The organism is Streptomyces sp. NPDC058335, assembly GCF_042723915.1.
In the GTDB taxonomy this organism is placed as follows: Bacteria; Actinomycetota; Actinomycetes; order Streptomycetales; family Streptomycetaceae; genus Streptomyces.
Map to the genome: position 1 here is coordinate 182,613 of NZ_JBHXHX010000003.1, position 13,241 is coordinate 195,853.

General features: G+C 70.3%; 11 protein-coding genes. 10 read left to right on the forward strand and 1 reads right to left on the reverse strand.

Translation table 11 applies throughout. The annotated features are described in order from the left end of the window. The first annotated feature begins 174 nt into the window (after positions 1–174). From ACFWJX_RS06655 to ACFWJX_RS06695, 9 genes are all read left to right on the forward strand, one after another. On the forward strand, positions 175–861 hold the full coding sequence (locus ACFWJX_RS06655) for an AAA family ATPase (RefSeq protein WP_383237825.1): 687 nt from the start codon (positions 175–177) through the stop codon (positions 859–861). A 270-nt stretch (positions 862–1,131) separates the two neighbouring features. Beyond that, on the forward strand, positions 1,132–1,926 hold the full coding sequence (locus tag ACFWJX_RS06660) for an enhanced serine sensitivity protein SseB (protein WP_383237827.1): 795 nt from the start codon (positions 1,132–1,134) through the stop codon (positions 1,924–1,926). Positions 1,927–2,107: 181 nt separating this feature from the next. After that, positions 2,108–2,899 carry an enhanced serine sensitivity protein SseB C-terminal domain-containing protein gene (locus ACFWJX_RS06665; RefSeq protein WP_383237830.1) on the forward strand — a complete coding sequence of 264 codons (792 nt, stop codon included), beginning with the start codon at positions 2,108–2,110 and terminating at the stop codon, positions 2,897–2,899. A gap of 315 nt (positions 2,900–3,214) precedes the next feature. Further along, positions 3,215–4,222 (forward strand): ABC transporter permease, encoded by a 1,008-nt coding sequence (locus ACFWJX_RS06670; RefSeq protein WP_383237833.1) that lies wholly within the window; start codon positions 3,215–3,217, stop codon positions 4,220–4,222. A 65-nt stretch (positions 4,223–4,287) separates the two neighbouring features. Then, positions 4,288–6,087, forward strand: a complete 1,800-nt coding sequence (locus ACFWJX_RS06675; RefSeq protein WP_383237835.1) for an ABC transporter substrate-binding protein — start codon at positions 4,288–4,290, stop codon at positions 6,085–6,087. 110 nt (positions 6,088–6,197) lie between these two features. Next, complete coding sequence (locus tag ACFWJX_RS06680) at positions 6,198–7,196, forward strand: ABC transporter permease (RefSeq protein ID WP_383237838.1); 999 nt, start codon at positions 6,198–6,200, stop codon at positions 7,194–7,196. Then, the gene (locus tag ACFWJX_RS06685) at positions 7,193–8,290 is read left to right on the forward strand and encodes an ABC transporter ATP-binding protein (protein ID WP_073497465.1); all 1,098 of its coding nucleotides are present in this window, start codon (positions 7,193–7,195) and stop codon (positions 8,288–8,290) included. Before ACFWJX_RS06680 ends, ACFWJX_RS06685 begins: the two co-directional genes overlap by 4 nt. 14 nt (positions 8,291–8,304) lie before the next feature. After that, a complete protein-coding gene (locus ACFWJX_RS06690) occupies positions 8,305–9,648 on the forward strand; it encodes an ABC transporter ATP-binding protein (RefSeq protein WP_383238468.1) in 1,344 nt (447 codons plus the stop codon). A gap of 64 nt (positions 9,649–9,712) precedes the next feature. Next, positions 9,713–10,369 carry a trimeric intracellular cation channel family protein gene (locus tag ACFWJX_RS06695; RefSeq protein ID WP_383237841.1) on the forward strand — a complete coding sequence of 219 codons (657 nt, stop codon included), beginning with the start codon at positions 9,713–9,715 and terminating at the stop codon, positions 10,367–10,369. Here the strand turns inward: ACFWJX_RS06695 and ACFWJX_RS06700 are convergent. Next, positions 10,278–11,504: an alpha/beta hydrolase gene (locus tag ACFWJX_RS06700; protein WP_383237844.1), complete on the reverse strand. Its 1,227-nt coding sequence runs from the start codon at positions 11,502–11,504 to the stop codon at positions 10,278–10,280. The genes ACFWJX_RS06695 and ACFWJX_RS06700 overlap by 92 nt on opposite strands. Before the next feature lie 156 nt (positions 11,505–11,660). On the opposite strand from ACFWJX_RS06700, the gene ACFWJX_RS06705 reads away from it, so the two are divergent. Next, complete coding sequence (locus tag ACFWJX_RS06705; RefSeq protein ID WP_383237846.1) at positions 11,661–12,512, forward strand: thioesterase family protein; 852 nt, start codon at positions 11,661–11,663, stop codon at positions 12,510–12,512. Positions 12,513–13,241 lie beyond the last annotated feature (729 nt).

Below are 13,241 nucleotides of genomic sequence, written 5' to 3' on the forward strand. Positions count from 1 at the left end.
CGGCCGGTATGCAGTTGGCGCGGCCATCATCGCACGCCATGCCCGATCACGGCAGGCCGCATCTGTAACCGGCCTGTGGCGGTAAGCGCATGAAAACGCAAGACAGTGCGCATTACCTTCTCTTTACGCTCGACGGGGAGAAGACTTGTCTGACCCCAGGGGAGGACGATCACGGTGAACAGGACCACGGCACTCGCGACCGGCTCGGCACTCGCGGCCGGCCCGGCGCTCGCACTGCCCGCGCAGCCGCAGGCCGCGGCCCGGGAGGCGTGCGGCGCACCGCCCGCCCCGGTCGTCCGCGATCTGCGCGACCGTGCCGGCCACAGCCCGCACGGCCTGCTGTTCGGCCCCCGCGACCTGGTCGTGGTCACCGGGCTGCCCGGCAGCGGCAAGTCGACGCTGATGAAGCGCGCGGTGACGGGCACCCGCATCGACTCCCAGGACACCCGCGACCGCTGGGACGCCCGCATGCCGCGCGCCCTGCCGTACGCCCTCTACCGTCCCCTCGTCCGCCTCGCGCACTACGCCGGTCTGCGCCGTGCCCTGCGCACCGGCGAGGGCGTCGTCGTCCACGACTGCGGTACGCAGGCCTGGGTGCGCGCCTGGCTGGCCCGCGAGGCCCGCCGCCGTGGCGGCACGCTGCACATGGTGCTGCTCGACGTCACCGTGGACACCGCCCTGGAGGGCCAGCGCGAGCGCGGCCGGGGCGTGTCCCGGTACGCGTTCCGGCGCCACCGCCGGGCCGCCTCCCACCTGCTGCGCGCGGCGGAGAAGGGCCGCCTCCCCGAGGGCTGCGGTTCGACGGTCCTGCTGGACCGGGCCGCGGCCGACACCCTCCGCCGCATCGGCTTCACCGGCTGACCGCCCACGGCCTTCCGCCGCATCGGCTTCACCGGCTGGCCGCGTATGGCCTTCGGCTGCGTCGGTTTGACCGGCTGGCCGCGTACGGGCTTCCGCCGCATCGGCTTCACCGGCGCTCCGGCCATGGCGCTCCGGTCACGGCCCTCCGGTCACGGCCCTCCGGCCACGGCCCGCGCACGGGGCCCGCACGGGGCCGGTCGCCGAGGGTCCGTCCCCGTACCCGATAGCCTTTTGAGCCACATCCAGTGGTTCCCAGCAGGCGGTAGGCAGATGGACTTCCCCCCGGCGGACTTCCCCGCGGACTTCCCGGCACAGGCGCACCCCCATTCGCACGGCGGATGGCCCGGCAACGAGCTGGAAGAGGTGCTCTCCGCCTCCCTCGGCCTGCCGGGGGCCGGCGGACGGATCGTGGAGGTGCTCGGCCGCAGCTTCGTCTGGGTGCCGCTGCCCGGCGGGGGCGGCCCGCACAGCGGCCCCCTGGACCTGCCCACGCTGGAGCTGGAGGGGCAGGCGTACGTGCCCGTGTTCAGCTCCGAGGAGCAGTTCCGGCAGGTCGTCGGCGCGCACATGTCGTTCACGGTCGCCCCGGCCGTCGAGTTCGCCCGCGGACTGCCCCCGCAGGTCGGCATCCTGGTGAACCCGGACGGCACGGTCGGCATCCCGCTGCCCCCGATGGCCGTGGCCGAGCTGTGCCGGAGCGGCCGCACCCCGCTGGACGGCCCGGCGAGCGGTGGTCGCGTCCGTCTCTACGAGCCCGACTGGCAGCACGACCCGGTGGACTTCCTGTCCGCCGCCTCCGCCGAGTTCGAGGCGATCGGCGTCGTCCTCACCGCCCGCCGCTGCCTCGCCGCGGTGGAGACGGCCGACCCGGTGATGTTCGTCGGCGTGGAACTCTCCCAGTGGGAGGGCGATCTGCGGGCGCTTCCCCTGGAGGCCCTCGGCAAGGCGCTCGGCCGGGCCCAGGCGCCCTGGCCGGTCAACCTCGTCCTGCTCGACGTGACGGAGGACCCGGTGGCCCGGTGGCTGAGGGAACACGTCCGGCCCTTCTACTCCAGGCTCCACTGAACCCACCCGCACGCGGGCGTTCCGTACCGGTATGCGGCGGCGCCGCGAGGGTGCGGCGGGCCGCCCCCGATCCGGCCCCGCCGGCGACGGACAACCCGGCCCCTCCGGGGCGCCCGTTGTCGGCGAAGAGACCTAAGCTGGTCTCCCGAAAGCGGGGCAACTTATCGAAGGGGCGGTACAGGTGAGCGCCAGCGGCATCGCGGCCGGGCAGGTCGAGCACATGCTGCGCCAGGTGACCCCCGGGCGCTACGACGCCTACGAGGCACTCCTGCGCGCCCTCGCCACCCCGGGCACCGGCCAGGTGTGGATGCTGCTGTGGCGCGGTCAGGCCGGCTCCCCCGACGCCCAGTACGGCACGATGGAGGTCGAGGGACACGGCTACGCCCCCTGTGTCACCTCCGCCCAGGAGCTGTCCGCGAGCGGCTGGAACCGGTCGTACGAGGTGGTCGACGGGCTGGACATGGCCCGCACCCTCTACCCCGACCACTACGGCCTCTGGCTGAACCCGCACGCCCCCGGCGGCGGTGTCGGCATCCCCTGGCTCGACCTGCGGCGGATCGCCACCGGCCTGGACCGCCAGCCGGCCGGGCCGCTGCGGCTGTCCGAGCCGGCCATCGAGATCCCGCAGTTCTACGCCCTGCTCGCGCAGAACGCGCACCGCACCCCCGCCCTGCGCTCGCTGCGCCGCGCCTGGGTCCAGCCGGCCGTCGGCGCGCCCTACCTCGCCCTCGGGCTCGACGTCTACGACACCTCGCCGCAGGCCGTGGACGCGGTGCGGGGGATGATGCAGCAGTCCATCGGCGCGGTACCGGACGGACTGCCGGTGTCCACGGTCACCATGAGTGACGACTACGACCCGGTCGTCCTGTGGATGCGCGCCCACGCCCGTCCCTTCTACGACCGCGAGGCGCACGCCCCGGCCGCCCAGGCTCCCGCGGGCGGCTACGGCTTCCCGCCGGCCGGTCGCTTCTGATGTGCCCCGTCGCCCGTTCCTTCGGGTCGGCGCAGTGAATCTTCGCGCGTAGATCGGGTCGGTAAGTCCCCTTTTGGGTAGATAGGCCCCAACTCGTGCGTGTCCGCCCCTCGTTACCCGCCGTCCGGATAACGGAATCCTCCTGAGAGCATCACGTTTACGCATCCATTCCCCTTCAAGTCTGGCTACAGATCGCCAAAGCGTTGAAGACTCCCGCATCAGGGGTGCTTTCGCCCTTGTGTACGACGGACTGATCACGCCGCTACAGCGGCAAGTGTGGGCCGGCTACCGCCGGTTGAGAGGGGTCCCTGCCAGATGACGGCACCATTGCACGAGCCGACCGCGGAAGCGGCCCCGAGCCCGGCCGAGGAAGCGGCGGTGGCCACCGCCGACGCGAAGGCCGTACAGGGCCGTTCCCTGGGTCGGATCGCCTGGGAGCGCCTGAAGCGGGACAAACTCGCCCTGAGCGGCGGCATCGTGGTGCTGCTCCTCGTCGTGGTCGCGCTGTTCGCCCCGGTGATCACCTCGATCCTCGGCCAGGACCCGAACGAGTATCACGAGAACCTCATCGACCCGCTGTTCGGCACCCCCACGGGCTCCCTCGGCGGCATCAGCGGCGAACACCTGCTGGGCGTCGAGCCGGTCAACGGCCGCGACATCTTCGCCCGCATCCTCTACGGCGCCCGGATCTCCCTGCTGGTCGGCTTCCTGTCGGCCGTCGTCGCCGTGATCCTCGGCACCGTCCTGGGCATCCTCGCCGGCTTCTTCGGCGGCTGGGTCGACTCGGTCGTCAGCCGGGTCATGGACGGTCTGCTCGCCTTCCCCCAGCTGCTGTTCATCATCGCGCTGGTCTCCGTCATGCCGAACGACCTGCTGGGCCTCACCGGCTCCAACGTGCGGGTCTTCGTGATGATCCTGGTCATCGGCTTCTTCGGCTGGCCCTACATCGGGCGTGTGGTGCGCGGTCAGACGCTCTCGCTGCGAGAGCGCGAGTACGTGGAGGCGGCCCGATCGCTGGGCGCCGGACGGCTGTACATCCTGTTCAAGGAACTGCTGCCCAACCTCGTCGCCCCGATCGTCGTCTACACCACGATGATGATCCCCACCAACATCCTCACCGAGGCGGCGCTCAGCTTCCTGGGCGTGGGCGTCAAGCCGCCCACGGCCTCGTGGGGGCAGATGCTCTCGAGCGCGATCGACTACTACGAGTCCGACCCCATGTACATGGTGGTCCCGGGCCTGGCGATCTTCATCACCGTGCTCGCCTTCAACCTCTTCGGCGACGGCGTCCGGGACGCGCTGGACCCGAAGGCGTCCCGCTGAACCGCACCCAAGCCTCCCGTGGCATCTGCACGGGGTCTCTCATCACATCCGGAGGATCCGACATCGTGACTACCCAACGCACCTCAGGGCGGCGGAAGCAGGCATTTGCCGCTGCTGCCGCGGTCGCCGCGCTGCTGACCACGGCGGCGTGCGGCGGCGGTTCGGACGACGGCGACAACGGCTCGAAGACCGGTGCCGCCGGCTTCGACGCCGCGAACAACAAGGTCGCCCAGGCCGACCTGGCCAAGAAGGGCGGCACGCTGAAGTTCGGTGCCGCGCAGGACGCCGACTCGTGGGACACCACGCGTGGCTACTACGGCATGATGTGGAACTTCGCCCGCTACTACAGCCGCCAGCTGGTCACGAACAAGGCCGAGCCGGGCGCCGCGGGTGCCGAGATCACTCCGGACCTCGCCACCGAGACCGCCAAGGTCACGGACGACGGCAAGACCTACACGTACACCCTGCGTGACGGCATCACGTGGGAGGACGGCAAGCCGATCACGTCCAAGGACGTGAAGTACGGCATCGAGCGCGTGTGGGCGCAGGACGTGCTGTCCGGCGGTCCGACGTACCTGAAGGACGTCCTCGACCCCAAGGGCGAGTACAAGGGTCCCTACAAGGACACCTCGGCCGACAAGCTCGGTCTGAAGGCCATCGAGACGCCGGACGACAAGACCATCGTCTTCAAGCTCCCCGTGGCCAACTCGGACTTCGAGGAGATGCTGGCCCTGGTCTCCGCCTCGCCGGTCCGCCAGGACAAGGACACCAAGTCCAAGTACGGCCTGAAGCCGTTCTCCTCGGGCCCGTACAAGTTCGCCTCGTACAGCCCCGGCAAGGACCTCAAGCTGGTCCGCAACACCGAGTGGAAGCAGGCCTCGGACCCGGTCCGCAAGGCCTACCCGGACGAGATAACGATCCAGTTCTTCTCGGACGCCAACCAGCTCGACCAGCGTCTGCTCAGCGGTGACCTGGACCTCGACCTGAACCAGACCGGCATGTCGCCGCAGGGCCGCACCACCGCCCTGAAGCAGCACAAGGCCAACCTGGACAACCCGGTCTCCGGCTACGTCCGTTACGCGGTCTTCCCGCAGAGCGTCGCGCCGTTCAACAACATCGAGTGCCGCAAGGCCGTCATCCTCGGTGCCGACCACGTGTCGCTCCAGACCGCGCGTGGCGGCCCGATCGCCGGTGGCGACATCGGCACCAACATGCTGCCGCCGTCCGTCCCGGGCGCCGAGGGCCAGAAGTACGACCCCTACAAGCTCGCCGGTGACAACAAGAACGGCAACGTCGCCGAGGCCAAGGCGGCCCTCAAGGCCTGCGGTCAGCCGAACGGCTTCAAGACCACCATCGCGGTCCGCAACAACAAGCCGGTCGAGGTGGCCACGGCCCAGTCCCTCCAGGCCTCGCTGAAGAAGATCGGCATCACCGTCGAGATCGACCAGTACGACGGCTCGCAGACCGCCGGCATCATCGGCAGCCCTTCGAACGTGAAGAAGAAGGGCTACGGCATCATCATCATGGGCTGGGGTCCGGACTTCCCGTCCGTCCAGGGCTTCGGTCTGCCGCTGTGGAGCAGCAAGTACATCTCGGAGAGCGGTAACAACAACTACGCGCTCATCAAGGACAAGGCGATCGACGGCCTGTTCGACCAGTACGTCACCACCCTGGACGACGCCGGCAAGACCAAGATCGCCACGGAGATCAACCACAAGGTGATGGAGGGCGCGTACTACCTGCCCTTCGTCTTCGAGCGGTTCATCAACTGGCGCTCGGACAACCTGGCGAACGTCTACACCACCGACGGTTACAGCGGTCAGTACGACTTCGTCAACCTCGGTCTGAAGAACCCGAAGAAGTAGTCCCGGCACACCCGCCGAACGGCACGAAAGGCAGGTGAAGGCCGGCGCAGCGGCAGCGCGGGCCACCGGAAGACCTCCGGTGGCCCGCGGTCCGCGGCGGGCCGAGAGCTGTGCTCGCTTACCTCATCAGGCGGCTGTTCGCCGCCGTAGTGATGCTTGTGGTCATCGTCATGGTGGTCTTCGGCATCTTCTTCCTCATCCCCAAGTGGGCGGGCGTCGACATCGCCTTGAGCTTCGTGGGCAAGCAGGCCGACCCGGCCGCGGTCGAGGGTGTGCGCGAGAAGCTGGGTCTGGGCGACCCGATCTACGCCCAGGTCTGGGAGTTCTTCAAGGGGATCTTCGCCGGCCGCACCTACACGGGCGGCGGCGATTCCATCCACTGCGCCGCGCCGTGCTTCGGCTACTCCTTCCGCAGCGAGCAGGCCGTCTGGCCGGTGCTGACCGACCGCTTCCCGGTCACCCTGGCCCTCGCGCTCGGCGCCGCCGTGCTGTGGCTGCTCCTCGGCGTCTCGGCGGGTGTGCTCTCCGCGCTCAAGCGGGGCAGTCTGTGGGACCGCGGCGCGATGGTGATCGCGCTGTCGGGCGTCTCCCTCCCGATCTACTTCACCGGCATGGTCGCGCTGTCGATCTTCGTGTACGGACTGGATCTGTTCGACGGCCAGTTCGTCCCGCTGGACGACAGCTTCTCCGGCTGGTTCGGCGGAATGATCCTGCCGTGGATCACCCTGGCGTTCCTGTACGCGGCGATGTACGCCCGCATCACCAGGGCCACCATGCTGGAGATCCTCGGCGAGGACTACATCCGCACCGCCCGCGCCAAGGGCCTCAAGGAGCGGACCGTCATCGGCAAGCACGCCATGCGCTCCACGATGACGCCGCTGCTGACCATGCTGGGCATGGACCTGGGCGCCCTCATCGGCGGCGCGATCCTGACCGAGACGGCGTTCAACCTGCCCGGCCTCGGCCAGGCGGTGCTCAACGCCATCAAGAACCAGGACCTGCCCATCATCCTGGGTGTCACCCTGATCACTTCCCTCGCGGTGCTCGTCGCCAACCTCGTGGTGGACATCCTGTACGCCGTGATCGACCCCCGAGTGAGGCTCACATGACCGACCTCAGCAAGAGCGGAGCGGCCGTGGGCGAACCCACCGCCGCCTCGCCCGCGCCGAGCGCCTTCCTCGAAGTGCGCGACCTGAAAGTGCACTTCCCGACCGACGACGGCCTGGTCAAGTCCGTCGACGGACTCAGCTTCCAGCTGGAGAAGGGCAAGACCCTCGGCATCGTGGGCGAGTCGGGCTCCGGCAAGTCGGTGACCTCGCTCGGCATCATGGGCCTGCACACCGCCGGCCAGTACGGCAAGCGCAAGGCCCAGATCTCGGGCGAGATCTGGCTGGACGGCACCGAGCTGCTGTCCGCCGACCCGGACCACGTACGCAAGCTGCGCGGCCGTCAGATGGCGATGATCTTCCAGGACCCGCTGTCGGCGCTGCACCCGTACTACACGATCGGTCAGCAGATCGTGGAGGCGTACCGCATCCACCACGACGTCGACAAGAAGACCGCCAAGCGACGCGCGGTCGAGATGCTCGACCGGGTGGGCATCCCGCAGCCGGACAAGCGGGTGGACAACTACCCGCACGAGTTCTCCGGCGGCATGCGCCAGCGCGCGATGATCGCGATGTCGCTGGTGAACAACCCCGAGCTGCTCATCGCGGACGAGCCGACGACCGCCCTGGACGTGACCGTCCAGGCGCAGATCCTCGACCTGATCCGCGATCTCCAGAAGGAGTTCGGCTCCGCGGTCATCGTCATCACCCACGACCTGGGCGTCGTCGCCGAACTGGCCGACGACCTCCTGGTGATGTACGGCGGCCGGTGCGTCGAGCGCGGCCCCGCCGAGAAGGTGTTCTACGAACCCCGCCACCCCTACACCTGGGGTCTGCTCGGCTCGATGCCGCGACTCGACCGCGACCAGCAGGAGCGCCTGATCCCGGTCAAGGGCTCCCCGCCCTCCCTGATCAACATCCCGTCCGGCTGCGCCTTCAACCCGCGCTGCCCGTACGCGGACCTCCCGAAGGACAACGTCACCCGCACGGTCCGCCCGGAGCTGGCCGAGGTCGGCAGCAGGCACTGGGCCGCCTGCCACCTGGGCAAGGAGCAGCGGGAGCGTATCTGGACCGAAGAGATTGCGCCGAAGCTGTGAGTGACGAGAAAGCGGTGACCATCCCCGCGCAGAACGACGGCGAGCCGAGCAGCGGCGCCGCCACCCTCACCAAGGACGCCGCCCCCGGCGAGGTCCTGCTGAAGGTGACCGGGCTCAAGAAGCACTTCCCGATCAAGAAGGGCCTGCTCCAGCGGCAGGTCGGCGCCGTGCACGCGGTGGACGGCATCGACTTCGAGGTCCGCTCCGGCGAGACCCTCGGCGTGGTGGGCGAGTCCGGCTGTGGCAAGTCCACGATGGGCCGGCTGATCACCCGGCTGCTCGAACCGACCGGCGGCACGGTCGAGTTCGAGGGCAGGGACATCACGCACCTCGGTGTCAGCGGCATGCGTCCGCTGCGCCGCGACGTGCAGATGATCTTCCAGGACCCGTACTCGTCGCTGAACCCGCGCCACACCATCGGCACGATCATCGGCGCTCCCTTCAAGCTCCAGGGCGTCACGCCCGAGGGCGGCATCAAGAAGGAAGTGCAGCGGCTGCTGTCCGTCGTGGGGCTCAACCCCGAGCACTACAACCGCTACCCGCACGAGTTCTCCGGCGGTCAGCGCCAGCGCATCGGCATCGCCCGCGCGCTCGCGCTGAACCCGAAGCTGGTCGTGGCGGACGAGCCGGTCTCGGCGCTGGACGTGTCGATCCAGGCCCAGGTGGTGAACCTGCTCGACGACCTCCAGCAGGAGCTGGGCCTGACGTACGTGATCATCGCGCACGACCTCTCGGTCGTCCGGCACGTCTCGGACCGGATCGCGGTGATGTACCTCGGCAAGATCGTCGAGCTGGCCGACCGCGACCTGCTGTACAAGGCGCCGATGCACCCGTACACCAAGGCGCTCATGTCGGCGGTGCCGATCCCGGACCCGCGGCGCAAGAACGCCAAGAGCGAGCGCATCCTGCTCAAGGGCGACGTGCCCTCGCCGATCTCGCCGCCCACCGGCTGCCGGTTCCACACCCGGTGCTGGAAGGCGACGGAGATCTGCAGGACGACCGAGCCGAAGCTCGTCGAGCTGAGGCCGGGCCAGCAGGTCGCCTGCCACCACCCGGAGAACTTCGCGGACCAGGCTCCGCAGGACACCGTCCTGCTGACGGCCGCGAAGGAAGCGGCGGCGCTGGTGGCCGACGAGGTGCTCGCCGAGTCGGCGCAGACGTCGGCGGCGGTGGCGGCGGAGGTGTCTGAGGCGACGGAGGTGACGGAGGCCGAGGCGGAGACCCCTGAGTCTTCCGAGGCGGAGACCCCTGAGGCCCCCGAGGCGGAGACCCCTGAGGCCCCCGAGGCGGACGCGCCCGAGGCTGCCGCCCCCGAGGCCGCTGCTTCCGAAGAGGAGCCTCCCGCCAAGGAGAAGTAAGCAGCAAACGAGCCCCTGCCTTGCAATGTAAGGCAGGGGCTCGGTGCTGGGTGAGAATAGTAGGGTGCTCCAGCAACTCTTCAGCCCATCCGTCCAGCACACGCTCGACCTGATCGGCATCTTCGTCTTCGCGATCTCCGGCGCGCTGCTGGCCGTGCGGAAGAACTTCGACGTCTTCGGCATCGCCGTGCTCGCCGAGGTCACCGCGCTGGGCGGCGGCATCTTCCGGGACGTGATCATCGGGGCCGTGCCGCCCGCGGCCTTCACGGACCTGGGCTACTTCCTCACCCCGCTGCTCGCCGCCCTCCTCGTCGTCTTCCTGCACCCGCACGTGGAGCGCATCCAGTCCGGCGTGAACGTCTTCGACGCGGCCGGCCTCGGCCTGTTCTGCGTCTCCGGCACGGTGAAGGCGTACGACCACGGCCTGGGCCTCACCGCATCGGCGGCCCTGGGCCTGGCCACCGCCGTCGGCGGCGGTGTGCTGCGGGACGTCCTCGCCAACGAGGTGCCCTCACTGCTGCGCTGGGACCGCGACCTCTACGCGGTCCCGGCGATCGTCGGCGCCACGATGGTCGCGATCTGCCTCCGCTACGACGTCCTCACCCCGGTGGCCAGCGGCGTGGCCGCGCTCACGGCCTTCGTCCTGCGGCTGCTCGCGATGCGGTTCCACTGGCGAGCGCCGCGTGCGTGGAACCGTCGCTCGACGGTGCGGGAGGAGTAGCGTCGGCCGAGCCCCGCTGGTCGAGCTGGGTGGTCAGCCAGCGGAAGGCGGGTACCACCTGCGGTCGCCACAGCGCCATGTTGTGACCGCCCGCGCTCTTCGGGACGTAGACGACGTGCACGGCCGTCGGGGCCTTCGCCGCCCGCTGGAGGGCCAGGCCCGCCTCGTACCCGTCGTGCGGCTGGCCGGAGACGTACAGCGCGACGGCGGGCGGGGCGGAGGCCCCGCGCAGCAGCAGACAGGGGTTGTTGGCCCGGCGCAGGGCCGGGTTCTGCGCGGTGAGCGAGTCGCGCTCGCCGATCGGGTCGTTGTAGCCGGACATGCTGACCGCCGCCCGGTAGCGGTCGGGGTGGGCGACGGCCAGCTTGGCCGCGCAGTGTGCCCCCGCCGAGTACCCGGCGACCGCCCAGCCCTGCGGGGAGGGTTCGGCCCGGAAGTTGTCCTTCACCATCTTCGGCACGTCGAGGCTCAGCCAGGAGTCGGCGTTGACCGTGCCGGGCACGTTGGCGCAGCCGGTGTCCACGCCGGGCAGCAGCGTGGTGCGCGGCGCGACCAGGATGAACGGCGCGACCTTGCCCTCGCGCATCAGCGGCAGCAGCTGCTCGTGCACGCCCAGCGCCCCGAACCACGACTTCGGCGAACCCGGATAGCCCGGCAGCAGCTCCACCACGGGGAACGTACGGTTCCGGTAGGCGGGGTCGTCGTACTGCGGGGGCAGCCACACATAGACCTCGGCGGTCACGCCGGAGACACGGCCCTTCAGCTCCGTGACGCGCACCCCGCCGGCCGCGTGCATGCCGGGACCGTCGGCGCGGGTGAACGTCTGCCGGAGCCGGGGCAGCCGCTCCAGGGCGATGCCGCCGGTGCCGTCGGCGCCCAGGTCGGCGGCCTGCCGCACATGGCTGCCGGTGCCCAGCAGGTCGGCCCAGTCGTCGTAGAGGTTGTTGTCGTTGTTGACCACCACGAAGACCAGCGCGACGGCCGTGCCCTGGGCGAACACCAGCATCAGCATCCGGGCCGCGGCACGCAGCACGCGGGGTCCGCGCAGGCGCGACCAGAGCGCAAGCGGCAGTCCGACGGCGACGACGGACAGCGCTATCAGGGTGTAGAGGAACGGGGTCCCGGTCAGGCTCATGCCTCTGGAGAGGGGAAACAGGGGCCTGAGGTTTACGGACGAGTGCGGACACTTACCGGGAAATTGCCCGTCCTTCACCTGGGCGTGAGGAGGGGGGCGGGTCCGGGAAGGATGGGAAAGCTACCGCTTAGTAATTGCCTGTTGTACCGTTCATGCATGCCTGAAGCAGCCATCGCCCCCGCCGCCCTCGGCGACAGCGAGTTCGACCGGGACACCGCCGTCACCCTCCGCGAGCCCGGCGTGTACGACACCGACCTCTCGGTCGGCTGGACCATCTTCGGTGCCGTCAACGGCGGCTATCTGCTCGCCGTGCTGGGCCGCGCGCTCGCCGACGCCCTGCCGCACAGCGACCCGTTCACCGTCACCGCGCACTACCTGAGCGCCTCGCGCCCCGGCCCGGCGGTCGTCCGCACCGAGACCGTCCGCGCCGGCCGCACCCTCTCCACCGGCCAGGCCTCCCTCTTCCAGTACGACGACGAGGGCCGCGAAGTCGAGCGGATGCGCGTCCTCGCCTCCTACGGCGACCTCGACGCCCTCCCCGACGACGTCCGCACCTCCGCCGAGCCGCCCGCCTTCTCGCCGATCGGCCAGTGCTTCGGGCCCGAGGACGGGCCCGTCCCCGACGCCGACGAACAGCCCATCGCCGAGCGGCTGATGCTCAAGCTCGACCCGTCCACCGTCGGCTGGGCGCTGGGACAGCCCTCCGGCAAAGGCGAGATGCGGGCCTGGTTCGGGCTCGCCGACGGCCGCGACGCCGACCCGCTCTCCCTGTTGCTCGCGGTGGACGCCCTGCCGCCCACCGCCTTCGACCTGGGCATCGCCGGCTGGGTCCCGACGATCGAGCTGACCGTCCACGTCCGCTGCCGCCCGGCCCCCGGCCCGGTGCGCGTCTCCCTCACCACCCGCAACCTCGCGGGCGGCTTCCTGGAGGAGGACGGCGAGGTGTGGGACAGCCAGGACCGGCTGGTGGCGCAGTCACGCCAACTGGCGCGCGTACGGCTGGCCTGACGGCCGTCCCGGATCGACCACCGGCGCGGCGCGGTGACTTGAGCCGCGCTTTGCCTGATTGACAGGCGGCGCACAGAGCGGTCCCAAGGAAGGCCCAAGCGGCCTTGGTTGAGTGACGGTCTCAGACCTTCCTCATCCTTTCTGGAGCTGTCTCTCATGAAGCGTGCGCCGACGATGCCGGTACGTCTCCTTCCCGCGGCCGCCCTGCTGGCGCTCACGCCGCTCGCCCTGGCGGCCTGCGGCTCGGGTGACTCGGCGTCGTCGAACGGCGGCACGACCGGGCAGGAAGGGTGCCGACGGCCGAGCGGGGCGCCGAGCGGGATGCCTGGCGGGCGGCCGAGCGGAGTGCCGTCCGGCGCGCCTACGGGGGCCGCGGCCTCGGGGGCTCCGACGGGTGCCCCCACCGGCACCGCGACGGGTGTGCCGACCGGTGTTCCCTCGGGTATGCCGAGCGGCGGGCCCACTGGGGGCGGGCAGGGCGGCGGCTGTGGCGGCGGACCGGGCGGCGGCCAGGGGCAGCCGACGCAGCAACAGGGCTGACGCGGCAACAGGGCTGACGCAGCAACAGGGCTGACGCAGCAACAGGACTGACGCGGCAACGGGCTCAAAGGGCCGGCGCGTTCACGCGGGAAGGGCGGCCACTCGGAGACGAGTGGGCGCCCCGGCCCAAGGGATTTGGACGCCCAGGGGCCCCCGGGGACAAACCCAGGGGGGGGGCCAAGAACAAAA